At 44.6% G+C, this 25,580-nt stretch carries 18 protein-coding genes; 7 read left to right on the top strand and 11 right to left on the bottom strand.

Annotated features, from left to right (window positions below; translation table 11 throughout):
• Positions 1–438 precede the first annotated feature (438 nt).
• The 4 genes from H6G45_RS19660 to H6G45_RS17275 all read right to left on the bottom strand — a co-directional run bounded on the left by H6G45_RS19660 (position 439) and on the right by H6G45_RS17275 (position 4,307).
• Positions 439–1,002, bottom strand: coding sequence for a pentapeptide repeat-containing protein (locus H6G45_RS19660; protein WP_347338291.1), 564 nt, complete (start codon positions 1,000–1,002; stop codon positions 439–441).
• Between the two features lie 150 nt (positions 1,003–1,152).
• A complete protein-coding gene (locus tag H6G45_RS17285; RefSeq protein ID WP_190599636.1) occupies positions 1,153–2,403 on the bottom strand; it encodes a hypothetical protein in 1,251 nt (416 codons plus the stop codon).
• Positions 2,404–2,441: 38 nt separating this feature from the next.
• Positions 2,442–2,720 (bottom strand): hypothetical protein, encoded by a 279-nt coding sequence (locus tag H6G45_RS17280; RefSeq protein ID WP_190599635.1) that lies wholly within the window; start codon positions 2,718–2,720, stop codon positions 2,442–2,444.
• 240 nt (positions 2,721–2,960) lie between these two features.
• Positions 2,961–4,307 carry a hemolysin family protein gene (locus H6G45_RS17275; protein ID WP_190599634.1) on the bottom strand — a complete coding sequence of 449 codons (1,347 nt, stop codon included), beginning with the start codon at positions 4,305–4,307 and terminating at the stop codon, positions 2,961–2,963.
• 290 nt (positions 4,308–4,597) lie between these two features.
• Here H6G45_RS17275 and rpsP point away from each other — a divergent pair, with 290 nt between their 5' ends.
• The 3 genes from rpsP (at position 4,598) to H6G45_RS17260 (ending at position 7,654) form a co-directional block, all read left to right on the top strand.
• Entirely contained in the window at positions 4,598–4,846 is a 249-nt protein-coding gene (gene rpsP, locus H6G45_RS17270) for a 30S ribosomal protein S16 (RefSeq protein WP_190599633.1), read from the top strand.
• A 40-nt stretch (positions 4,847–4,886) separates the two neighbouring features.
• On the top strand, positions 4,887–5,243 hold the full coding sequence (locus tag H6G45_RS17265) for a KH domain-containing protein (RefSeq protein ID WP_190599632.1): 357 nt from the start codon (positions 4,887–4,889) through the stop codon (positions 5,241–5,243).
• A 236-nt stretch (positions 5,244–5,479) separates the two neighbouring features.
• Complete coding sequence (locus tag H6G45_RS17260; RefSeq protein ID WP_190599631.1) at positions 5,480–7,654, top strand: glutamine synthetase III; 2,175 nt, start codon at positions 5,480–5,482, stop codon at positions 7,652–7,654.
• A gap of 140 nt (positions 7,655–7,794) precedes the next feature.
• Here the strand turns inward: H6G45_RS17260 and H6G45_RS17255 are convergent, their stop codons facing one another.
• From H6G45_RS17255 to H6G45_RS17240, 4 genes are all read right to left on the bottom strand, one after another.
• Entirely contained in the window at positions 7,795–8,949 is a 1,155-nt protein-coding gene (locus tag H6G45_RS17255) for a serine hydrolase domain-containing protein (RefSeq protein WP_190599630.1), read from the bottom strand.
• A gap of 43 nt (positions 8,950–8,992) precedes the next feature.
• On the bottom strand, positions 8,993–9,811 hold the full coding sequence (gene blaOXA / locus H6G45_RS17250; RefSeq protein WP_199309840.1) for a class D beta-lactamase: 819 nt from the start codon (positions 9,809–9,811) through the stop codon (positions 8,993–8,995).
• A gap of 220 nt (positions 9,812–10,031) precedes the next feature.
• Positions 10,032–10,514, bottom strand: a complete 483-nt coding sequence (gene psbV, locus H6G45_RS17245) for a photosystem II cytochrome c-550 (protein ID WP_190599628.1) — start codon at positions 10,512–10,514, stop codon at positions 10,032–10,034.
• 167 nt (positions 10,515–10,681) lie between these two features.
• Entirely contained in the window at positions 10,682–10,882 is a 201-nt protein-coding gene (locus tag H6G45_RS17240; RefSeq protein ID WP_190599627.1) for a translation initiation factor IF-2, read from the bottom strand.
• Between the two features lie 257 nt (positions 10,883–11,139).
• On the opposite strand from H6G45_RS17240, the gene H6G45_RS17235 reads away from it, so the two are divergent.
• Entirely contained in the window at positions 11,140–11,976 is an 837-nt protein-coding gene (locus H6G45_RS17235) for a sirohydrochlorin chelatase (protein WP_242018227.1), read from the top strand.
• On the opposite strand, the gene tsaE is transcribed toward H6G45_RS17235, so the two are convergent.
• A complete protein-coding gene (gene tsaE / locus H6G45_RS17230) occupies positions 11,973–12,446 on the bottom strand; it encodes a tRNA (adenosine(37)-N6)-threonylcarbamoyltransferase complex ATPase subunit type 1 TsaE (protein WP_190599626.1) in 474 nt (157 codons plus the stop codon). The genes H6G45_RS17235 and tsaE overlap by 4 nt on opposite strands.
• Before the next feature lie 178 nt (positions 12,447–12,624).
• Here tsaE and gcvP point away from each other — a divergent pair, with 178 nt between their 5' ends.
• On the top strand, positions 12,625–15,576 hold the full coding sequence (gcvP, locus tag H6G45_RS17225) for an aminomethyl-transferring glycine dehydrogenase (RefSeq protein ID WP_190599625.1): 2,952 nt from the start codon (positions 12,625–12,627) through the stop codon (positions 15,574–15,576).
• A 63-nt stretch (positions 15,577–15,639) separates the two neighbouring features.
• Here the strand turns inward: gcvP and recN are convergent, their stop codons facing one another.
• Positions 15,640–17,394 (bottom strand): DNA repair protein RecN, encoded by a 1,755-nt coding sequence (recN, locus tag H6G45_RS17220; RefSeq protein WP_190599624.1) that lies wholly within the window; start codon positions 17,392–17,394, stop codon positions 15,640–15,642.
• A 432-nt stretch (positions 17,395–17,826) separates the two neighbouring features.
• Between recN and H6G45_RS17215 the strand changes: the two genes are divergently transcribed.
• Together H6G45_RS17215 and H6G45_RS17210 are read left to right on the top strand one after the other, a co-directional pair.
• On the top strand, positions 17,827–21,054 hold the full coding sequence (locus H6G45_RS17215) for a PAS domain S-box protein (RefSeq protein WP_190599623.1): 3,228 nt from the start codon (positions 17,827–17,829) through the stop codon (positions 21,052–21,054).
• A gap of 690 nt (positions 21,055–21,744) precedes the next feature.
• A complete protein-coding gene (locus H6G45_RS17210) occupies positions 21,745–23,523 on the top strand; it encodes a hypothetical protein (protein ID WP_190599622.1) in 1,779 nt (592 codons plus the stop codon).
• Between the two features lie 100 nt (positions 23,524–23,623).
• Here the strand turns inward: H6G45_RS17210 and H6G45_RS17205 are convergent, their stop codons facing one another.
• The gene (locus H6G45_RS17205) at positions 23,624–25,123 is read right to left on the bottom strand and encodes a phospholipid carrier-dependent glycosyltransferase (protein ID WP_190599621.1); all 1,500 of its coding nucleotides are present in this window, start codon (positions 25,121–25,123) and stop codon (positions 23,624–23,626) included.
• Between the last annotated feature and the right edge of the window lie 457 nt (positions 25,124–25,580).

Genomic DNA, 25,580 nt, shown 5'->3' with positions numbered 1-25,580 from the left:
TGTCCCGTTTCTCGTTTCAATTTAAGCAAATCCTGAACGGTCGTTTTGCTTACTTGAAACTGCTCTGCTACTTTTCTAATTGAGGTTCCACCACCTTCATAGGTCTTGACTATCCTTTCTCTTAGATCAACTGATAGAGCTGGCATTTTACTTCTCGATGAACTCCCCTGAATATTTGTCCCTCATTGTACCACCTCGTCATAGAATCCGCCGTATTTGAAGGAAAAATATTACAGAATTAGGCTGGCGCTTTTGGTGGTAACAAAAGTAAAACTAAAAATCTCATTGATAAAACTTTAGATATTTAGAATAGTTTGTAAAAAGCTGAAATGTGACAAGTTCTAGGATAATCAAGGCTTTATGATCTCTCCAGTGATTACGGCGGACCGCGCATATAGTTGGCACAGTAAACTCCTTATAACCTACATTCCGCAGGCTCTACCAATCGAAAATTGCTCCCTGTAAATTTGCTTCATTCAAATCAATCTCACGTAAGTCGGCATAACTTAAATTTGCTCCCCGTAAATTTGTCTTGTCCAAAACAGATTTGCGTAGATTTGATCCACTTAAGTCCGCGTCACTTAAATCTACACTGCTTAAATCAGCTTGTTGTAAATCTGCTCCTCGTAAATTTGCTCCTCGTAAATTTGTCTCGCCCAAAACAGATTTGCGTAGATTTGATCCACTTAAGTCCGCGTCACTTAAATCTACACTGCTTAAATCAGCTTGTTGTAAATCTGCTCCTCGTAAATTTACCCCTCGTAAAATTTCCAAATTTAAATTAGCTTTACGCAAATTTGCCCCACTTAAATCCGCATCACTTAAATCTGCGCCATATAAATTATTCTTATGTAAATTTGCTTTACTTAAATTTACTCCAATTAAATCCGCGGAAATTAAGTTTGCTCCTCGTAAATTTGCTCCACTTAAATCAACTCCACTTAAATCTGCGTAATCAATATTTACTTTATTAAGATTTATTTGATTTAAATCTTTCTTAATTGAGTCAGAGAAAGGTTGATTTCGAGTTCTAATTGCCCAAGCTAAAAGCCATTTTTTATCAGTTTCTGCTGTATCATAAATGTGAGTATAGCTACCATTAAAATCTACTTCATAAGTGAGTAAGTAGTCTTGGTAAGCCTCAAAATCTGGTTAATACGTGGATAAGTAGTCTTTATATCCAGAGTCTGATTCATCTTCACAATCCCAATACTCATATAAATTACTCTGTCCTTGTTCTGTATATGTTTGTTTAACATGAGATATTTCTTTGGATGAACACAACAAATTATCATTCAAAAAAGATGTTTTTAATTGCTCTTGTTGTCCACACTTAATTTCTTCAATATATTCTGCGAGAGGATCGTAAAGACTCGAAATATCTTCTTGAAAAATATCTTGAAAATAACCAGATAAAAGAACTGGTTGATAGGAAAAAGAAAGACTTAAAAAATATAAATCTTTGGCGTAAATAATTAGTAATTTATGGACTAGAGCAATTATTTCTTCTACTGCTAAAACAGCTTCATCTTGACTACTTGAAGACTTCATGATCTCAGATAAATCCCAGGAAGGAGTTTTTATTCTAATTTCTTCCTCACCCATATTCCAGAATACACAGTTGATATGAATACGATTTCTTATAACATGTGTTGAAATAACTAATGTTGAAATGCTATTTAGGATTTTTTTAAGTCTGGGAATATCAGTATCTTCTATGGGATTTTTGAAATAATCACAATAAATCTCTAACTCTGACCTAGGGATGTACTCATTCAAATCAAAAACAGCATTCTTAATTTGCTCATGCAAAATTTCATCACAAAATAGAGGGTTTCCAGTTATTTTGGGTCGTGATACAAGCACCAATAATCGATTTCTAAATGACTTTATTTGAAGTAAATCTTCTGTTTCTTCACGGTTTAATTTAGAATCCCAATTACTTAAATCCCAATCCTGAAGAATCTGTTTATTATGTAAAGCAAATTTTTCCTGGTGCCACTCCTCTAGAAGTTTTAATTTCAGACATTCTAGTTCTTGTATTTGCTGTAATTCTTGCTCTTTTAATTCTAGGATTCTTTTATCTTTTTCTGCAGCATTATTTATCAAGACTTGCTGTTGCTTGTAAGTCAATTCTTTCCACTTTTCTTCTTGTAAAATCTCTTCTCCCTTCATTTTAGTAGAACTAAATATTAACTGTTTTAATTCAACTTCTCTTTTTTCTTGCTCAATAATATATTGTTGGAGCAACTTTTGGTATCTGTCGTCTTTTTCGATAACCGTAGGGGTTGCTGGCATTATTTTGGATTCTGTTTCTTTATTTGAAGACAATTTATTGAAAATTGTTTTTCCCAATGCGAGACCAGCACCAGATATAACTGCACCAATAAGTCTTTGAATCATTTTTTAACTCCCAATCAAATTCAATTAAATTAAACATTTTAATTAAATATATCCTCTAAAAAATCTTGTATTAAGTCTGCAATACCATCTCTATCTATATCAGCTGATTCTAAAATGCCGTCTCCATCTTCGTCTGCATCAAAATATCCTAATATTCCATCCCCATCTATGTCTGTATTGAGATTGTCTGCAATGCTTTCATTCGATTCAGTCCGGTAATAGCCGTCCACCATAACACCATCACCACGGGTATACGATTTTACCCACTCAAGATCGGGCTTGTCATCATATGAAAATTCGTTAATTGAATCCGGCATAAAATAGCCTCCAAGCAAAACAAGCAGTTTAAGACATCCTTATCTTAGCGACAAAGTTAGTAAAGTCTGTTTTTTTGCAAATCTTAACTTTACCTATTACGGTGGATCTTGCATCCACCCCAAATAGCTAGTCGACATAAGGTCGAGATGACGGTGTTTTTTATGAGATTTATGTCAAAGGTGTTTTAATATGTTGCCTTGACTCATCTGTGACAGCAATTAATTGTCTGAAAAGCAAATTTAGTCATCTGTTTCAGGCTCTTCTTCCGTTGTAGAAGAATCCTCTGGTAATTGACTAACTAGCACCTTATCAATGCGGATACCGTCCATATCCACCACTTCCACCCGTAGGGTATCGGAAACAAAATGTTCCCCTGATTGGGGAATTTTACCCAGGCTTTCAATCACAAAGCCCCCTAGGGTATGGTAATGCCCTTCTTCTTCGTTGGAGAGGGTTTCAATGTCGAAAATTTCCTTAAATTCGTCAATGGGCAGTAGGCCATCGAGCAGATAGGAACCATCTTCCCGTTGAATGATTTGGGGCTCTTGAATTTCGTCGTCATTGGGAATGCTGCCCACGATCGCCTCGATCAGGTCATTGAGGGTGACCAATCCTTCGATACCGCCATATTCATCCGTAATTAGGGCCAGGTGGATACCGGAAGCCCGGAACATTTCCAACACGTTGAGGGAACGGGTATTTTCCGCCACAAATAAGGGAGGCTGAACAATTTCCTCCAGGTTAATTTTTTGCCCAGACCATTGGCTATTGAGAATATCCTTTACCCGCACAAATCCTAAACATTCGTCCAGGCTATCCCTACCCACCGGAAAGCGAGAATAGGGAGTATCGAGGATTTCCTGTTGATTTTCTTCCCAATCTGACTCCACATCTAACCAGGCGATCGCCGTGCGGGGAGTCATCAAAGTTTTAACGGGGCGGTCCCCCAAACGAAAAACCCTTTCCACCATTTCCTGTTCCGCTTCATCGATCATGCCGGCCTGGGCACCTTGTTCGATCATGACCCGAATTTCTTCTTCCGTGATCGGGCTAACTTCCCTACTAGTGATGCCAAATAGCCGCAATACCGCATCAGTGGAAAGCCCCAAAAGATATACGAAGGGGGCGGTGAGCTTAGCCACCAAATGCATCGCTGGCGCCACGCCACAGGCAATTTCTTCGGGATGACTGAGGGCAATGCGCTTGGGCACCAATTCCCCCACCACCAGGGATAGATAGGTAATAAAACTCACCAACAGAAAAATGCTGAGGGGACTGGCGTAGGGAGCCAGTAGGGGAATATTGTTGAGAAAATCCGCCAGCCGCAGGGCCACCGTTGCGCCCCCCACCGCACCACTCAAAATGCCAATCAGGGTAATGCCAATCTGCACCGCCGACAAAAAATTATTGGGGGCTGTGGCCAGCTTCAGTGCCAGCTTTGCTTTGCGATTACCCCGCTTTGCCAACTGTTCCAAACGAATCTTACGAGCTGAGACGATGGCAATTTCCGAGCCGGAAAAAACTCCATTTAACACCACCAAAACGAAGATGAAAAAAAGTTCCAGCTCAACAGAAGAGGAAAACATTCAATTTTTAGGGATATGAATCCGGTAGGCCGGGGATAAAGTCGGTGGGGAGTGGCTAACGACAACCATCAATCATAGAAGAAAACATCCCGACTGTCTGTGCTCTGGAGCCAGTTTGTCCCCAGGGGAAGGCCCAGGATCCTTGACCCCGTTGGGCAAGCTCTGTTCCCATGGCTATCTGCGGCGGTGGGAACAGGGCCCCTGACAATTTACGCCCCGAAAAATTCTGGCCCCAAAAAATAGGTTAGAATGGTAAACGCGAAATTTTTCCCAATCTATTTTTAGTTAGTATGATTAAACTCCGCCTGAAACGCTTTGGCAAGAAACGTGAAGTGAGCTATCGGATCGTCGCCATGCACAGCACCAGCCGTCGGGATGGCCGCCCCCTGGAAGAATTAGGTTTCTACAATCCCCGCACCGATGAAACTCGTCTTGACGTACCGGCGATCGTCAAAAGATTGAAAGAAGGGGCCCAACCCACCGAAACCGTCCGCTCCATTTTGACCAAAGCCCAGGTTTTTGAACAGCTAAAAGCTTAGTGCCGGTTTTTTCCGTGGTGTTTACCAACGTTTTCCCCCTGTGACTACCCTAAACTACGTTGAATTGGTCAAGTTTCTTGTCCGCCCCTTTTTGGAAAAACCCGATGACCTGAAGGTGGACTGCGAGGTGTTTCGACAAAATAGCCGGGTTTGGATTCGGTTAGCCCTAGGGGACGAAGACCGGGAAAGACTCATCGGCCGGGGGGGACGGAGTTTGCAAACCATTCGCACCCTGCTCACCACTGCCGCCGACCAGGTGCAACAGTCGGCCTTCCTAGAAATATACGCCACCGATTCCATTGGGAAATCAACCCCCCTGCGCCGCCGTCGCTCCTCTGCTGGTCCTGCCCCTGTACGTCGTTCCCGCAGTCGGGGAGAGTCCGTTAATCGCTACTAGGGGAGACTAGTTTTTCTTGATAAAACATGCCCTGGAAATTTCTCTAATTTGTCCGTAGGCAAAGCTATTTTTTTGTAATTTTTTTTATATTATGGCCCCATGGCACCGGCCCGCTTTCATTTCTCCCTGGGAGGATAAGGAAGGGGTCTTTGTTTTTGTATCTATATTGTCTATTTTAAAAAATCATCTTGCGTATGATTGGGGGGTCTGTAAATTCTGAAATAGAGATTTCGTCCATGACTGGAAACGCCGCCCGCACCCAATCAATTAACAAGATCGTTAACCGACCTACGGCTCCCTGCAAAACTGTACCTCGGCTGGAAGACATGTGGGCCGAGAACGTTTTCAATCTAACCAAGATGCAGGCGAGCCTCCCTAAGAACGTCTTCAAATCCATCAAAAATACCATTGTGACGGGGGAAAAGCTGGATCCCACGATCGCCGATGCGGTGGCCACGGCCATGCGGGATTGGGCTATGGGCAAAGGGGCTTTATATTACGCCCACGTTTTCTACCCCATGACTAACCTCTCGGCGGAAAAGCATGATGGCTTTATTTCCGTGCAAGGAGACGGCAATGTTATCTCGGAGTTTTCCGGCAAAGTTTTGGTGCAGGGGGAACCGGACGGCTCTTCTTTCCCCAACGGTGGCATTCGGGATACCTTCGAAGCTAGGGGCTACACGGGATGGGATGTAACTAGTCCCGCCTACATTATGGAAACAGATAATGGTTCTACCCTCTGTATTCCTACGGTATTTGTTTCCTGGACCGGGGAAGCATTGGACAAAAAAGTGCCTTTGTTGCGTTCCATTGCCGCCATGGATAAAGCGGCCAATAAGGTGCTCAAACTTTTAGGCAACGAAAATATAGCCCACGTCAATTCCAGTTGTGGGGCGGAGCAGGAATATTTCCTCGTTGATGCCAATTTTGCTAGCCAACGTCCCGATTTACTCTTAGCCGGTCGGACTTTATTTGGCAAGGCCCCCGCCAAGGGCCAAGAATTTGACGACCACTATTTTGGCGCCATTCCCGAACGGGTGCAGGTCTTTATGCAGGACGTGGAGGAAACCCTTTATAAATTGGGCATTCCCGCCAAAACCCGCCATAACGAAGTTGCCCCTGGTCAATTTGAAATTGCGCCCTTTTTTGAAGCGGCTAACGTAGCCAGTGACCACCAACAGTTATTAATGACGGTGTTGAAAAATACCGCCAAAAAACACGGCTTTGTCTGTCTATTGCACGAAAAGCCCTTTGCTGGCATCAATGGTTCCGGTAAGCATGTCAACTGGTCCGTGGGCAACTCCACCCAGGGGAATTTGCTCGATCCCGGCGATTCTCCCCATGACAATGCCCAGTTTCTGGTCTTTTGCGGTGCCGTAATCCGGGGTGTCCATAAGTATGGCCCTCTAATGCGGGCGGCGATCGCCACGGCTAGTAATGACCACCGTTTGGGGGCCAACGAAGCACCTCCGGCCATCATATCCGTTTACCTGGGCACCCAGTTGGAAGAGGTTTTTGAACAAATCAAAACCGGCAGTGTGAAAGACTCCAAGAAAAAAGGCGTGATGGACCTGGGGGTTGATGTATTGCCCGACTTGACCAAAGATGCCGGCGATCGGAACCGGACTTCTCCCTTTGCTTTCACTGGCAACCGCTTTGAATTTCGGGCGGTGGGTTCTAGCCAGTCCGTTTCTGGCCCGCTGATTGTCCTCAACACCATGTTGGCGGAGTCCCTGACCTGGGTTGGCGATCGCCTGGAGGCCGAATTGGGCAAGGGATTGGAATTGGAGACCGCTATCTTGACGGTACTCAAGGAAATTATGGAAAGCCATGGCCAGGTGATTTTTGGTGGCAATGGTTATTCCGAAGAATGGCATAAAATGGCTGTGGAAGAACGGGGTCTGGCTAACCTCCGCACCACCGCCGATGCCCTACCAGTGCTCAAGGAAAAATACATCGAGGAGTTGTTTGAAAAAACCGGTGTGTTGACCCCAGTGGAATTGGAAAGCCGCTTTGAGGTCTATGCCGAGCAATACATTAAGTCCATCGACGTAGAAGTAAAACTCGTCATCAGCATCGCCAAAACCTTGATTTACCCCGCGGCGATCGAATACCTGTCGAAGCTTTCTGGCACCATCGCTAGCCTGGGCAGCATGGGTATTGACCTGGATAAAAGCAGTGCCAAAACCATTGCCGAATTAGCCAACAAAATGATCTCCACCGTTGATAAATTGAGCAGTGCCTATGAAAAACATGGCTTTGCTTCAACGGAGGAAGAAATGCAATACTATGCCCAAACCCTACGTCCTTTAATGGATGAAGTTCGAGTTTATGCCGATGGCATTGAAGCAGAAGTTGCAGATAGTTACTGGCCCCTGCCCACCTACCAGGAAATGTTGTTTATTAAATAGTCAAATCTCGATTAAACAACTTGGGGTTGCCGGTACTGATCAATAGATCAATAGCCCGTCGCAACCCGAATACTTGTGGAGATACGGCCCCGACGGCGATTTTGTTTTCGTTGTGGGTCGTTTTTTCCAGGGGGGGTTTTCTAGCCAAAGTTGGGTATAGGCTGATTTGGGGTTAAAGATTGCACCAACTTTCTAGCAATCAACGTGCTGTGGGCTTCATCAGAGGAATTAAGTCCGATGGTGGTGACCACTACCATGGCTAAGGATTGGGACGGCAGGGCGGCTAAAAATAAATTATAGCCACCAAAGCGTGGATTTTGTACCAACCAACCATTGGCGTAAACAATGCCCAGACCGTAATAGAGGTCGGCCCTATTTCTGCCCAAACCCACAGTGGTGGGAGCAATTTGAGCTTGAATGCCTTGGGGGGATAGCAAGGAACCTTTGGCGATCGCCAAGGCCAGCATACCGAGATCTCCTAGAGTCGAAATCATCATTCCAGAGAAGGAAGTCCAGGAAGGGTTCCAGTAGGTGGAGTCTTCAAAAACGTCCCGATCTTGACTAAAAGCGTGTAAGACCGGCGGCGGAATTTCACTGCTATGGGGATAACTACTGTGCCCCAAACCCAGGGGCGCAAAAATTTCCTGCTCCAGTAATTTATCCATGGGTTGCCCCGTGATCCTTTGGAGCAATTCCCCCAAAACAACAAAATTTGTGTGGGAATAATTCCAGCTTTCCCCCGGTTCGTACAGGAGGGGAGTGGCAAAGGCAATGTCTAGCAATTCCTGGGTTTGCCACTGACGGAAAGGATTGTAATTGTTGGCGTCGATGAAAGTCTGGTCCTGCTCAAAGTCTGGATAGCCGGAGGTGGAATTGGCTAATTGTTGGAGGGTAACTGTTTCTGCCCTTGGTAACTCTGGCCACCAACGGGCCACCGAATCATCTAAATTGACCAGTCCCCGGTCCACCAATCTCAATAGCACCAAGCAAATGCAAGTTATGGTAACTCCCCCAGCCCGGAGATGCATAGCAGTGGTAGCAGGCACATTAGTTTGGGAATTACCGATCGCCGTGGAGATGATTGTTTTTTCTCCCTGCCAAATACCGCATAACAAAGCAGAAAGGTCATATTCTTGCCCCGATTCTGCCAAAATAGCCAGAATTTCCGCCGCTGGACCTAATGCAGTCCCCCCATTGTCGGCGATCGCCGGAGAGGCCGAACTTTTGCGGCTCCCGAACCAAGCGGAGGCAGCTAATAGCGCCAACAGGCGGCGACGTTTAAGATTAAAGTCCATACATAAGCCCCACCTAGGCGAGGAAAAATTTCCCAAAAGCTAGTCAGAGTATAGTTAAATCAGTTAAACAGCGGCGGGTTAACTGCAGGCGGGCTGGGCCATCATTTTCAGCGTGAATATCAATATTGGTGGCAAAAAAGTAAACATTGTCTTCTTTTTCTACATAACCGACATACCAACCAATGTTAGGCCGGGAATAATCACCAAAACCAAACCAACCAGTCTTAGCCCGGATGATATATTCTGGAGTTTTTTCTGTGATCATAATATCTTTGACAATGGCAACTGTCCGCTCTGAAAAAGGCAGTTGGTTACCATGGAGACGACGTAAAAGCTGTATCTGCTCTTGGGGGGTAGCTTGCAATGTTCCATTTAACCAAAATTGATCAATATTCTCTTCTGTCCCAATTTGTTGATTACCGTAACCAACTTTAGTAATCCATGCTTCCATCCTTGCATGGCTAACCCTACGGGCTAGCACTTGATAAAACCAAACCGCAGAAATCTTAAAAGCTTCCCGTAAATTCAAATCCCGATTCCATTGGGGCAATTCTCTCTCAATGCCATCCCAGGTTAGGACAGAAATTTCGTCTTGAATAACGCCGCTTTCCACAGCAATGAGGGAATTGAGAATTTTAAAGGTGGATGCCACAGGAAAATAGGTTTCATTTCTTTGGGGATTATGGGCTAAGATTTGCTTATTTTCTTGGTCAACGACTAAAATTGAGCCTTGGACTCCCAGATCACGGAAATGTTTTCCACAGTCAATGTTTTTAGCTAGATAAATTAGATTTTTTGTGTTAATCGTCGTATTTAGCTGATTGGCAAGACTAGGATTCTTTTCCCATAGGATTAATGACATACAAGTTAAAAAAACAGTGACAAAATTTGCTAAATAGATAATTTGATTCATGGTTCTTTTCAAGTTATTTAGAAATCAAATTTGATCAACGAGGACAAATTATTAAAGCCTTTCGGAAAGGTTTTGACTTAGTTCCCAATGAAAAAAGACCTCCAACTCAGAATTGAGGGGAGATCTTAATTAACTTTTATGGAGTTTGATGGTTTACTTCTGTATTTTTCTAGAAGTAGATGGTGCCACCCCACCGTTCATCCAATTTGGGAGCAATAAGGGTGTAACCAGCCACATCAAAGATGTCATCTTCGGTGTAGTTTCTCATTTCTGGGTAAATGTCAGGACGGGAAATATTGGGGTGTAATTCCGAATAGTCATCTTCACCGTCATAACTCTTGGGATTTTTGAGATATTCCACCAAGGCCAGGACGTTATCCCGACGGGGCTCAGCACCGGCCAAGTCTACCAACCCTAAACTGACGTTATTGTTAGTTTTGGTTTTACCCTGGAGGTGACATTGGGTACAGGTGTCCACAAAAATCTTTTGGCCGTTGGTGAACTGGCGGGCGGTTAAAGTTGTGGTGCCACCGGCCTCATCTAGGGCAATGGTGCGGGTGCTTTCGGTCAACTCCACCGCATTGGCACTGCCAGCCATGGTATTAAACAAAAATAGGACAGAGGCGATCGCCACCAGAAAAAAGCGTTTCACAAAGGTTCTCCTCAAACTGTTGGTATAAGGGGTGAGAAAGGTAATCGGTCAATTCTCAATCTTTTTTTTTAAATAGGGTTTTAATCAAGTGTGCCAAGAAAATCGAGGGTTTTTGATCGGTCAGTATGGTGATAGGGGCCATAGCAATGGTCTGACATTGTTGGGAACTAGAAATTGTCCCCTTCCCCGGCGGCTGATTGTTGACGGTGCAAAATTTGCATAATTACCGCCTTCGCATCCTCCAGGGCCAGATTAGTTTCTTGGTTTTTGTAGGCTATGCCGAGTTGGTCGCACAGGTCAAAGACCGATTGCACAGTCAGATCGTACTCCGTGGCAATGGACTGAATCGACAGATCCGCAAACCCCATAAAATTTAATTGCTATGGTTTACCGAAAGATTGAGTGGTATAACTATCATGCCATTGTAAGTTCCCTTTGCCACAGCCTCCCTCCGGCGATCGCCGAGAGATTTACTCCGCAGGGCGCTATGGCCGGGGTAAGTTGGGTTGGAAATTGCAGTTTTCGGAGGAAGATAGGGCGGAATTTGGTTAAAATCGCCACCCCAGGGCAGGGAAATGTTGATTAAGATATATGAAGCTAAGCCCCATTTACCCCCCAACAAGCTTTGTCCACCGCCTATCTGTTGGTTGCCCACGGTAGCCGTGATCCCCGTCCCCAGATCGCCCTCGATCGCCTAACTTATCTAGTGGGTCAGTTTTTGCGCCCCCGTTCCGCTGCAGGAAAAAAGGCCCTGATCAAGCGCCATGGCATGGCAACTTTGGGGAGTTATCCTGGGGGATCGTTGACCACTGTTAGCCAGGACAATAGTTCCAAGTCCCCAGCCCAGGTATTTAGCGCCAGTTTGGAAGCCCAAGCCCTGCCCCTCCACCAACAATTGGTCAACCTTGCTAGGGATTTGATTCCCCAAGGGGTGAAAAAAATTGCCATTATGCCCCTTTTCCTACTCATGGGGGTGCATACCTGCGAAGATTTACCCCGGGAAATTGCCCAAGCTCAAGTCCTATTGGGCAATAGCATCTCCATTGATTGCTTACCAATTTTAGGGGTTTACCCCTGGCTACCCGCTCTGCTAGATAAGTGTTTTACCCAGTACCAAAGCCAACCCCAGGCCGAAAGAATTTTATTAGCCCACGGTAGCAAACGGGCCGGTGGTAATTTGGCGATCGCCACGGTGGCAGAAAAATTAGGGGCCAGGGCAGCCTATTGGAAAGGGGGCGTCAGTTTGGATACTGTCCTGGGGGAAATTAAGACAGCGGGGGAAGTGGTGATTTTGCCTTACTTTTTATTTGCTGGGGGATTGACAGATCTAATCAGGCAAGAGCAGGAGCAACTCCAAGCGGTCCATGGTCAGCTCCGCCTTAAATTGGGAGAACCCCTAGGGCCCCAACCATTACTGGCCCAGTTAATTGCCACGGAGCTACAGCGTTTTAACGTGTTTTAACTAGGGGGTAACAAATTCTTTAAGTCCATGGCCCAGTCCTGGGCTGTCAGGGTGATGGCCCGTCCTTCCCCTTGGTGACACAGTTCAATTTGTAAATATTGGTTTGGTAATTGGGGGAGTCTTTCCGGCCACTCCACAGCGGTAATACCCAAGGGAAAATCTTCCCCCTGCCAATATTGTTCTGGGTATAAATATTCGACTTCAAGGGAATTGAGCCGATACAAATCCAGATGGTAAAGGGGCATCTTGCCTTCCCGATACTCATTAACAATGGTGAAAGTAGGACTGACAATTTCTCCTACAATGCCCAAACCCCGACCAAGGCCCTGGACTAAGCTGGTTTTCCCGGCCCCCAAGTCCCCCTGCAACAAAATAATGGTGCCCAGGGGTAGCCGTTGAGCCAATTGTTGCCCCCATTGGTGGGTCGCATTTAAGTCGGGAAGAAAAAATTGCATAGAGTTTTCATTCATCGGCAAATGGGAGAAAGTTTACAGGTATTGGGCAAGTTTGATCTGGATTGCCCCGCCTGGAAAATGTTGACCCCTAGTCCTACCAAAATTTGTTAAGCTTTGTATCTAATTAGAGCCAATCTGTAACATTTTTTGACAGATCCAGTCTAGGCGTTCACCCTTTCCCTACTCCGCCATTATGCCCAACCTAGAGTCCGCCGTTGTTGTCCCCACCTCCGAGGCGATCGCCGTTGACCTGAACCAGCTAGAAGGAAAATTGGCTCCGGCGGATAATTTTTTGGAGCGTCACCTAGGGCCCGGCGAAACGGAACAGCAGCAGATGCTCCAGGCGTTGGGTTTTGATGCATTGGGGGATTTGATTGACCAAGCGGTGCCCCCGGCCATTCGCCTCTCCCGGTCCTTAAAACTGCCCGCTTCCCAGGGTGAGTATGGGGCGATCGCCCAATTGAAATCCATTGCTTCCAAAAATCAAGTTTTTCGTTCCTACATCGGCATGGGGTATTACGACACCATCACCCCGCCGGTTATTCAACGGAACATTTTAGAAAATCCTGGCTGGTACACAGCCTATACCCCCTACCAAGCAGAAATTGCCCAGGGTCGCTTGGAAGCACTGTTGAATTTTCAAACCATGGTGATGGATTTAACTGGGTTGGAAATTGCCAATGCTTCTCTGTTGGATGAGGGTACCGCCGCCGCCGAAGCCATGGCCCTGAGTTATGGAGTGAGTAAAAGCAAAGCTAATGCTTTTTTTGTTGCCCAGGACTGCCATCCCCAAACCATTGAGGTGATTAAAACTAGAGCTAATCCCCTCGGCATTGACGTGATTGTGGGCGATCACCGCACCTTTTCCTTCTCCACGCCCATTTTCGGCGCGTTACTGCAATACCCCGCCACCGATGGGGCCATCTATGATTACCGCAGTTTCATTGACCAAGCCCATCAGCACCAAGCCTTGGTTACCCTGGCCGCCGACCCCCTCAGTTTGACTTTACTCACTCCCCCCGGTGAATTGGGGGCCGATATTGCGGTGGGCAGTACCCAGCGGTTTGGTATTCCCTTGGGCTACGGTGGGCCCCACGCCGCCTACTTTGCCACCAAGGCCGAATATCAACGGAAAATGCCGGGGCGCATTGTGGGGGTTTCTAAGGATGTCCATGGTAATCCCGCTCTCCGCTTAGCTCTGCAAACCAGGGAACAACATATCCGTCGGGACAAGGCCACCAGCAATATCTGTACTGCTCAAGTTCTCCTGGCCGTGATGGCTTCCATGTATGGGGTGTACCATGGCTCGACGGGGTTAAAAAATATTGCCCTGAGAATTAACCAGTTGACAGCCCTATTGGCGATCGGTTTAAAGCGGTTAAATTACAGCCTCAACAACGATTACTTCTTCGATACCCTACGGGTAGGGGTAGGGGAACAGAGTGCCCCAGCCATTTTGAAAGCGGCGGAAGTGCGGGGGATTAATCTGCGGCTCCTAGCCCCTGGGGAAGTGGGCATTAGCTTAGATGAAACAGTGACAGTGCAGGATCTGCTCGATCTGTGGCAAATTTTTGCTGGCAAGGATGATTTACCCTTTACGCCCGCAGAACTGTGGTCGGAAGTTAAAACCCGTTTCCCCGCAGATCTAACCCGTCAGAGTCCTTACCTAGAGGACGCCGTTTTTAATCAGTACCATTCAGAAACGGAGTTATTACGCTATCTCCATCAATTAGAAAGCAAAGATCTAGCCTTAAACACTTCTATGATTCCGTTGGGTTCCTGCACCATGAAACTCAACGCCACAGCAGAAATGATGCCCGTTACTTGGCCCGAATTTGGCAAAATTCACCCCTTTGCCCCCGCTGGTCAAACGGAGGGTTATCAAATTTTATTTGCTCAGTTGGAAGCTTGGTTGCGGGAGATCACCGGTTTTGATGCTATTTCCCTGCAGCCCAATGCCGGTTCTCAGGGGGAATATGCGGGGTTACAGGTGATCCGTCAGTATCACCTCAGTCGGGGAGAAGCACAACGCAATATCTGTTTAATCCCCGAATCTGCCCATGGCACCAATCCGGCTAGTGCGGTGATGTGCGGCATGCAGGTAGTGCCGGTGAAATGCGACGGGGAAGGCAACATCGATGTGGAGGATTTAACTGGGAAAGCGGAAAAGTACGGCGATCGCCTGGCGGCCTTGATGGTGACCTATCCTTCTACCCATGGGGTATTTGAAGCCACCATCGGTGCCATTTGCGACATTGTGCATCGCTTTGGCGGTCAAGTTTATATGGACGGGGCCAATATGAATGCCCAGGTGGGGTTATGTCGTCCCGCCGACTTTGGGGCGGATGTCTGCCATCTCAATTTACACAAGACTTTTTGCATTCCCCATGGTGGTGGTGGCCCTGGTATGGGCCCCATTGGGGTTAAGGCCCATTTGCAAGAATTTTTACCCCAGACTAGCCTAAATTTGTCTGCTGCAACCCCAGAAGAAGATCAGTCCATTGGCATGATTTCCGCCGCCCCCTACGGCAGTGCCAGTATTTTGGTGATTTCCTGGATGTACATTGCCATGATGGGGCCCCAAGGTTTGACCAAAGCGACGGAGGTGGCCATCCTCAACGCCAATTACATGGCCAAGCGGTTGGAAGATTATTACCCCATTTTATTCAAGGGTAACAATGGCTTGGTTGCCCATGAATGCATCCTTGATTTGCGCCCCCTCAAGAAGCAAGCGGCGATCGAAGTGGAAGATGTGGCCAAACGCCTAATGGATTTTGGTTTCCATGCCCCCACGGTGTCTTGGCCGGTACTGGGCACCATGATGGTGGAACCGACGGAAAGTGAATCCCTGGCGGAATTAGACCGTTTTTGTGATGCTATGATTGCCATCTACCAGGAGGCCCAGGCGATCGCCAACGGGGCAATTGATCCCGCTGATAACCCGTTGAAAAATGCCCCCCATACGGCCCAATCCCTCATCTCTGGTGAATGGAACCATGCCTACGACCGGGAACAGGCCGCCTACCCCGCCCCCTGGACTAAGCAGTTTAAATTCTGGCCCGCCGTTGGTCGCATTAACAATACTTACGGCGATCGCCATTTAGTTTGCTCCTGCGAGGGGATGGAGGCTTACAAGGAAAGTTAACCGGAATCAGGGCAACGGTGAGGCGGGGGACAAATTGCTCTCCAATTTGTTTGCCTGTGGCAGTTAAACCTGGGAGGCTTGGCGACGGGCAGCGGATTTTTCTAGTAGGGATTGGGCAAAGGCTAACGCTTCTTTGGCGGAATGGCCCCCGGTTAATTGGGCTAATTCCTGTTGGCGATCGCCATCGGATTGGAGGGGGGTAATGCGAATAACGGTGCGTAAATCTTCATCAAGCTGGGGATTCACCGGATCGGCAATGTTCTCATTAATAACCACTTTGTCCACATGGAAATGGACATCGGCGAGGGCCGCCACCAAAGGTTGATGGGTGACACAGAGGAGTTGTTGACGCTGACTCAGTTGGGCTAGTTTGTCGGCGATCGCCTGGGCCACTTTGCCGGATACCCCCACATCAATTTCATCAAAAATTAAGGTTTGGCTGGGGGGAGATAGGTCACTAAAACAGGCTTTGAGGGCAAGGAGGAAGCGGCTCATTTCCCCACCGGAGGCGGTGGCCGCTAAAGGTTGAATTTTTTCCCCTGTATTAGGACTGAAATAAAATACTACCTGTTCTGCCCCAAAACTACTGGGAGGGGTGGACTCCAATTGACAAACGAAAATCACCTTTTCCATGGCCAAGGGTTTAAGTTCCTGTACCAATCTTTTTTCCAGTTTTTGGGCTGTTTTCTGTCGGATTAAAGTTAACTGACCACAATGCTTGATTAATTTTTGCTCTGCCTCAGTCAATGCTTCTTGCAACTGGGCCAGGGATTGTTCTCCGTCCGTCAATTGGTCATATTCAGCTTGAATTTTTTCCTGGTAGGCAATGGCTTCGGTTAAACTGGGGCCGTATTTACGAGAAATTCTTTTCAATATTTGTAATCTTTCTTCCACTTCTCCCAACCGCTCCGGATCAGCTTCCAAATTATCGCCGTAGCGTTGCACTTGCCTTCCCGCTTCAATTACTTGGGTTAATGCTGTTTGTACCAATTCCAATAGGGGATTAAGGCCACTGTCAAATTCCGCCATGGTTTGCAACTGTCCCTCCGCATCCCCCAACAGATCGGCGATCGCCGGAGTGTCCCGTTCACTTTGGTACAAGAGTTGAGTAGCCTGGTAACTTAATTGCTGTAGTTCCACCACATGGGAAAGTTTTTCTTGCTCTTGGATTAATAATTCCCATTCATCACCATCGGTTAATGCTGCTTCCGTCAATTCCTGTAACTGGTAAGTTAAAAAATCTAACCGTTGTAAACGATTTTGTTCCGATTGTTGCCTGGCGGTTAAAGCTTGTTTTGCCTGGGTAAATTGTTTGTAGGCATTCTCCACTGTCTGGCGTTTTTCTAGTAAAGCTTGACCACCAAATAGATCTAGTAATTGTCGTTGCTCCCCTGGATCTAATAACTGTTGAGTTTGACCCTGGGCTGTAATTTCCACCAATTGGCTTCGTAATTCTGCCAAAATTTGTCGATTTACCAACACCCCATTAAGGCGAGAACGGGAATTTAACGAGCTTCCTTTTTTGCTAAATTCCCTGGTGCAAGCAATGATGTTATCTTCCAACGGTTCAATACCCTGGGCCGCTAACCATTGGTTAATGGCGGGGGGAGCGTTAAAAATTCCCTCAATGGATCCATTGGGACAACCCTGGCGCAGAACCCTCGCCCCGGCCTTCCCCCCTAGCAACAAATCAATAGCATCAAGCAAAATTGATTTCCCCGCTCCGGTTTCCCCCGTCAATACATTTAAGCCTTGCCCGAAGTTAATTTCTAAGCAATCAATCAAAGCAAAATTAATAATCCGCAGGGATAGTAGCATGAAGAATTGGCCAATGGTTTGAACATTCTGCTATGAGGGAGTGCCCGTTACAATAACTAAGCCTAGAATACAAGTGCGAATTAAAGTACGCTGGCTTTCCATACCCAACTCGGCATGAAGTTTGATTTTACCACGGGGATTTCTTTGCCATCATTGCCGCCAATCAGTCTGTTGCCATAGTTCTAGCTTAAGTCCTAAGTGGGGATTGGGGGTTTATAGTATGGTGATCGTCCGTGTCAAGCAGAGATTTTAGTTGTGCATACTGTGGGAATTTAAAACATAAATTGGCTAGAATGATTTCGGAGTGGTAAGGTTTTTGGAGTTTTCAGACCTCCTATGCTGGACTGATTAGGCCACTTCGAAGATGTTTGTGGAACAAAGCGGTGGGACAAAGAAAAAGATGGGGCTTGTTAATTCTACTTAATTCTACAGGTGGCGACTATTGCCCTAATTACTTTTGGTGCGGGAATTTGGCTCGCTTACAAAATCAGTCTACGAAATCAACAAACCAAGCTAGAGGCGATCGCCTCCCATAACGCTGCTCTGATTAGTACCTTGTTAAAAAGTCAAGATAGGAAAGAAGTAATCAATATTCTCCGACGTTCCTATCTGTACACCGATCCCCTCATTGGCAACAATGAAATTATGATTGGGGAAGGCCGCCATGGGTATCTGGTTTGCCTGATTTTTTATAGTTGGTACACCCAGACTTGTCCCAATCTTCTCGACAGTCCTACCCACTGGAATAGTGCCCTGCGCCAAGCTCTGCAAAAACAGAATGGGGTCACCATAGGGTTAAACCACAATGGCAAGAAGGCGATCGCCGCCTACCAATACATCCCAGAAGTTAATTGGGCGATCGTAGTGCAATCTGACCTGAATCAGTTTCAGGCACCTTTTCGGCGTTTGGTCATGATCCTTTTGGTGGTAATTATCACCCTTGAAAGTGTGGGCATAATGTTATTTTTCAAATTAAATAAGCTTGCCATTATACCCAATGATAAAGCAAAATTTGCCAGTCAGGAGCAATTTTTATCAGATTTAAATGGTGAAATCAATAATCTTCTCTGCATTTTAGAGAATAGCAATAATCTTCTTGTGATGCTAGATGATCAGGGGCAAATCATTTTTATTAATCATAGTGCAGAAGCTGTAATTGGATTGAGCCAAAATGACTTGATTGGCACAAACTTTACTGATTTGTTGGTGGATTCAGAAGCAGTTGATCAATTAAACAATATTTTCACTGACAAAGCTCAACCATCAAACACAATCAACTATAGAAATAAGTTAAAAAAACAGGATCAAAGCACTGTTGTGATCGACTGGACTAGCAGTCTGATATTTCATCAAGCAGGGGGCATAAAGTATTTAATCCAGAATGGAGTAGACGTTACCAATAAAATTACCAATGAGCAAAAATTAATTGATATACAAAATCAATTTAAAGCAATTTTTGAAAGTTCAGAATTAGGCATTGCTATTTTAGATTCTGAAGGTGTATTACGTCGCCATAATCACAAACTTTGGTCATTACTGGGCAAAGCATCCGTCACAATGGGACAGTCAAAATTTGTTGATTTCATTCAGCCCCAATATCAACAAAAATTTGGGCAATTTTATCAAGCAATTGTCCTGGGCGATCGCCATGGTTTTGAGCAGGAAATTAGTGCGACTGTAGAGGGGGATAAAAATCTTAATCTGGCATTAAATACTGTTGGTCTAAGAAATGAAAATGATGAATTTCAGTTAGCTATTATTTTGCTCAAAGATGTTACCCCCTATAAGTCTATAGAAAAGGCCAGGGTGGAATTAATTGAACGCAATCAACTCCTGATTAATGCCCTGGGAGAAATTGTCTATTGCCATAATTTAGAAACGGATACGATTGAATGGCAGGGCAATTATCTGTCTATCCTTGGTTACGATGCTCAATCAATGGGCAACAATGACAAAATACGCAAAAATAGAATTCATCCCGATGATTTGCCCCAGGTAGAAGAAGAAATGAAAAATGCCTGGGAAGAAAAACGTATGTTTGACATTGAATACCGCTTTCAAGCAATGGACGGTGAATATCCGTGGTTCCATGACCGGGGCATAATTCGATCTAAAGATAATCAGCCCTGGCAAATTATTGGCGTGATGTTAGATATCAGCGACAGAAAAAGCCTAGAGCAACAACGCTCTCAAATCGAAAGTGTATATCAACAATTTATGAGTACCACAGCGGAGGGTATCTGGATTATAGATATGGCAGGAAAAACAACTTTTATTAACCAAACTATGGTTGATGCCATAGGTTATACCACCGAAGAAATTCAAGGCAAGTCCTTTTTGGATTTTATGCATCCCGATGACGCTCAATTGGCCCTGGAGAAGTTACAAACCCGTTTAGACGGCAATCAAGAGGTACATGATTTTCGTTTTCTCCATCGAGATGGCTCGGAAGTCTGGTTTTTAATTGCCGCTGATCCATTTAGGGACCATCAGGGAAATGTCACGGGAGCCCTGGGAATGTTTACTAACATTACTGAGAAAAAAATAATCGAAATGGATTTGCTATTAACGAATGAAAAGTTGGCAGAAACCGTTAGTAAATTGGAAAGGATTAATTATATGTACGGCACCTTCAATCGCTTGACTGATTTTCTGCAAGCGTGTAAAAGCAAGCAGGAAGCCTACAAAATTATTCCGCAATTTTTACAACAAATTTTTCCCAGTATAAGTGGAGCAATTTTTGAAATTAGTGAAGATGCAAATTCCCTTGTTTTGGTCTTAAGCTGGGGTTCACCCAATTCTATAGAATATTTTACTCAGCAGGATTGTTGGGCTCTGCGTCGTAATAGCATCAACCATTATACCGTTAATGCCTTTGATTCTGTGCCCTGTTCCCACCTGGCCCAAGATGAAAATTGCCAGGAGACCCTCTGCTTACCCTTAATGATCGATGAAAGTCATAGTGGATTATTGTTTTTTTGCTCCTCCGTTGCTGGCACTTTTGATCACATCAATAAGCAACTGGCTAAAACCATCTCGGAAAGCATTTCCCTTACCCTTGGCAATCTAAAATTAAGGGAAACCTTACTGACTCAAAATATTAAAGACCCCCTGACCGGGCTATATAACCGTCGTTATTGGGAAACTGCCCTCAAACGAGAAATTCATAAGGCGGAAAGAAATCGAAGTCCCCTCACCGTCGTTATGATTGATATCGACCATTTCAAACAGTTGAATGACCGTTGGGGCCACCGTGCTGGAGATGTGGTGTTGGTGAAACTTGCCCAACTTTTATTAGACTATTTCCGTCTATCTGATTTGGTCTGTCGCTATGGCGGGGAGGAATTTTTGGTGATTTTGCCCGACGCTCCTCTCACCTATGCCCGAGAGCGGACTGAGGCTTTTCGACAACTTTTAAAAGAACAGAACATGGGGGAATCCGAATCTGATTTTAAACAAATTACTGTGTCGTTCGGCTTGGCTAGTTTTCCCGACCAGGCAGAGAATTTTCAACAACTCTTACAACGGTCTGACCAAGCTCTTTACATGGCTAAGCACCAGGGTCGTGACCGAGTAGTGGTGTTTGAATCTCCAGGGAATGCTGACTCCACAACAGAAACGTCAGGTGATGTCATTGGTATTAACTCCAATGAGCCATGATCCTATGTGGTTGACTTTTGGTATAGCTCAGACTTCCCAGTTCATTAGCAACCAACCAACAGCGCCTTTTGGCCTTAATTTGCCTCCGGGGCCAGGAATCCTGATGTCTTTTTTGCCAACAGCTCTCTTTCAACTTGATTTTTCCCCGGGAGAGCCAGGTGAAAATTAATTAACTTTTTCCCGATTTTAACTTTAACTAATTCTTGAAAAGTCTTTAAATTTGCTTGCTGACAAGTGGTGTTGGGGCACGATGCTAATTTATCTGGGGCCATTGCTGGCTCGCACTTTTATTGGTGTTGGATGAAGCACTCTTTTCCGGTTCAGCTCCCAACTGCCTTATCCCCCAGCAGGGCATTTTAATTGGGCTAGAATTCTTGACTGACAAGGGTTTGGGGCTTTGAGCCTGACTTGTTTTTAACCTACGTGCTATTTTTCCGATCCCACCTGGGTAGGTTAAATCTACGGCTTAGTGAGGAGATAAAGGACTGTGATCCGGATCACATACGTGGGTCAACTGAAATAATAAAATATAGTTTGGTGAGATGAAACGTCGTCAAAAAAAGTTAGCCCTGCTTCAAACAATAACCAGAGTCCAGTGCCTTTAATATAATTCATTTGTTTTTTATTTTTTGTTATTGGTTGCTTTCCCGTCTCGCCTACCTTGTTTTTACTCACAGTTGAAAATCAGTCATGAATACTCGCTTTTTCCTCAATTTTCTCACTGCTGCCAAACGTAATACTGGTTTCGCCATGCCCATGGTGATTATGGGGGGTTTGGTAATTACCGTAGCGGCGGCGGCGATCGCCATGAAGGGGATGAATGATCAAAATCAGGTCACTTCCAAGGCGATGAAACAGCAGTCAGAGGCAGTAGCCGAAGCTGGAGTGACACAGATACAAAATTTTTTACTGGGCTCAAAGTTTATGGCTTTGTATCCTAAGGATAAATGGGAAACGGCAATAACAGTTAACGGTGATGGCACAGTTGTAATTAATGATACTGATCTCCAAAAATATGTGACAAAAATCGCAACGAACTTGGCTTCTGGAGGTGGAGCCTCAGGTAATAGCGCGTGTAGTAGCGGAACTCCTCCTACCTCAGCCGAAATTACGACAAAGGAAACCCAAATCAAGTCAGCACTGAAAGACCTTCGTACCGCAGCAGTGACAGGGAAAGATTTAGTTACAGGAGACTCCAGCAAAGGCAAATTTCGCCTAACTAGTTTTAGCTATCAAGGCTATGACTCTGCCACCGGACAAAGCTATTATCCTCCTGCCGGAAAGAGTTGGTTAGCTCAAATGACCGTTGAGGGTGAGGTTCCCGGTAAAGAGACAAAGACAACTATCACAACCACATTCCCTATTTCCGTCACTCCAGAATCAAGTGACACTCCCTTTGACGTGAGCACGATTTCTCCCGGACTATGGGTTAAAGAGGGAGGGGTTAATGATCTAAGCAAATCGGAAACTAGTTACAACGACAGTGCTGGCACAATTGATGGCGACATTGCCATCAGCGACTGTGGTGGAAATATTTCAAACACCTACATGGGTCAATTAAATGCAGCACAAAAATCGAGAGGCTATGAAGCATATCGAACTGACGCCCCAATGCCATCAATTCCTAGCGTTCCCACAGGGGTCACCCCCTATACCTTGAGTGGCTCAGCCTCTTTGCCAAGAGTTGGAGAGGTACCGGCGGCCGATGGCTATTACTATTACAGCAGTCCTTCAAATTTAGGGGATATTACCCTGGATCACAGTGGTGGTAAAAAATACAGAATTTATCTTTATGGAGATATTCCTAAAACAACAAGTGTCAATAGTAACTGCAAAACCACAGCCGGTTGTGTTCCGACGAATCTGCAAATTTTCGGTATGAAGTCATCTGGTGGCGAAATTTGCATGAACGGTAACTCTGACAGAGCAGTGGACGCCTTTGTTCTTGCTCCTAATTATGCCCTTGGTAAAACTGGCAATGGTAACTTTTACGGTACTTTCATTGTTAAGAGCTTCGGCAAGATAGGCAGTTGTGGATCAAACAATGGCAAATTAGCGATAGTTTCCACCCAGCCTTCAAACACCGTTCCGAACGAATTTACAAATACCACTTCTTCCGCCTATCCTATCCCAGCCATAGGAGCCAGCTCAACATGGCAATCTTTGGAAACCAGTACCACTGGCACTGTGCCAAGCTTATCTCCCCTTGCCCAAGGCGGTCGTCTTGTTTCTCAACCACCCCTGGTCAGTGGTGTTTCAAGTTCTAGCTCCATAGCGTCAGGTGCTGCTTCTAGTATCAGCTCGCAGGTTTCCAGTACTGCATCTAGTGCGACATCAAGTACCAGCTCCATGGCATCAAGCGCTCAGTCTAGCGTTAGTTCTACTCTTCCCATTAGTTCAATTACTGATCGTGTGACTTGTATTGCCGCTGGCGGTAAATGGAACAACGGACAAAAATCTTGTCGCTAGTGTCAAGCTGACTAGATCTCTTATCTCAATAGAATTCTGATTCCGAAGCAACAATTCATGATTGTTAGAGGCATGCCTTAGTTGTATGCCTTTGATTTTTTTATTTGTAAAATCCTGTTCTTGCACAATTCACACATCGTAAATCCCAAAGAGGGAAAATCATGCGCTGGCGGAACTGTTCATCATTTAAAGTTTGATAATAGGTTAATGGGCTGTAAAAGCGATAGGATACAAGAACCATTGCCGATAACACTGCTAAAATCAAAATTTTGTACTTAGTAGTTAATAATAAATTTCCTATTTTCCTTGTTTCTTCAACCAAAAGAGCAAACAAGCAAAAACTAAATAACAGCGCTGGGAAGTAATGATATAGATACATCACTCTACCCAACTGACTAATGAGAATCATATAGCTCCAGTAAAGAAGCAAAAAAGTAGCCACTAGAAACCTATTTTTAAGCGGTTCCCGTAATGGAAAAAATATATAAACAAAAACTAATGCCGTTGTTCCTAAAGTTCCACTGAGTCCCAAAAACCAGACCACTGGATTAACCTGTAAGTATAGGTATTTGTAGAAAACACCATCAGCAGTTTCCCAGCGATAGTTGATTGCTCTGGCTCCCAAAGGCCAAAATAAGCTTGGGCTTCCATTTTCATCTGGCTTGCTTAAATCTAATTTTGGTACGCCCTTTTGATAATTTTTTACGTGCTTAAAATGCTCCTGTAGTCTTAGGGGAAATGACCAAATTTCATTTTGCTTATTCTGATCAATTAACTCCCTGTATTCTGTGGAAATATTAAAATATCCACTACTATCTAAATTTGAATTGATATTTTTAGCAATAGAAAAATGAATTTGCCAAACCATCACAAACGTTAAGACAAAACTAATCAATGCAATTCCCAGTGACAAAATAACTTTTTGCCAATGGGGAAATAGCTTAGAAAATAACAGTGGAAATAACAATAAGACAATTAAGCCAGTCATTTTAGTTGTAGCCACTAGGCCAACACTGACTCCCAGTCCAATGGAAGAAAGGGCTAAGTATTTATTATATTTTTTATTTTTTAAAGTTAATAGAAAAAATAAAATTGAAAGGGCAATAAATAGCATTAATGGAGCATCCAGCATTGCTGCTCGAAAATGCACAATCATTGCATTATCAAATAAAACAAGAAAGCTCAACAAAAAAGCGATAATCTTATTGTCGACTAAATTTAGGGTAATAAAAAAGAATACCAAGGGCAATAACCAAGCACAAATTGTTGGAATAAAACGATAACCAACAAAGGAAAAATCAGCAGGAAAATCCTTGGCATAATAAATATCATTAAACTGATTAGAAAAATTATTAGGATGTAGCAAATGCTCTCCAAGGGCAACTAACATTGGTCCTAGCGGAGGATGCTCATACATAAAGAAAGTTCTGTTAAGATATTTCTGAGCTGCAGGAATATGATAATTTTCATCCCAAAAGACTGCCTGGGGATAATTATAATTATGAAAGTAAGTAAAATAAGAAATAATTAATATTGCAACAGACAACAAAATATTTTGAGTTCTGCGCTTGCCTAGTTTTTCATAAAACTGTACTTTCATAAATTATTAATAAATAAAGATTGTTAATTAAATTTGTAAATATTATCCCAGAAGTAGTCCCTGACGGTCTGCCTTTTTGTCTTCATTTTGTGGGGGATGATGGATGATATTTCGCAGTTCTGAACTAGTTGGCGATCTTAATTGAGATGGTATGCGGCGATCGCCGTTTAACTTTCTCATAATGGCGAGCAGATTACCATTACAGTGCAGATTTAAAAATTGGTGTTATTTTAATGCCTCAATACGGCAGATTCTATGACGAGGTGGTACAATGAGGGACAAATATTCAGGGGAGTTCATCGAAAAGTAAAATGCCAGCTCTATCAGTTGATCTAAGAGAAAGGATAGTCAAGACCTATGAAGGTGGTGGAACCTCAATTAGAAAAGTAGCAGAGCAGTTTCAAGTAAGCAAAACGACCGTTCAGGATTTGCTTAAATTGAAACGAGAAACGGGACA

Source organism: Synechocystis sp. FACHB-383, assembly GCF_014698605.1.
Lineage (GTDB): Bacteria > Cyanobacteriota > Cyanobacteriia > Cyanobacteriales > Microcystaceae > Synechocystis > Synechocystis salina.
This window is presented reverse-complemented; position numbering and strand designations above follow the sequence as displayed.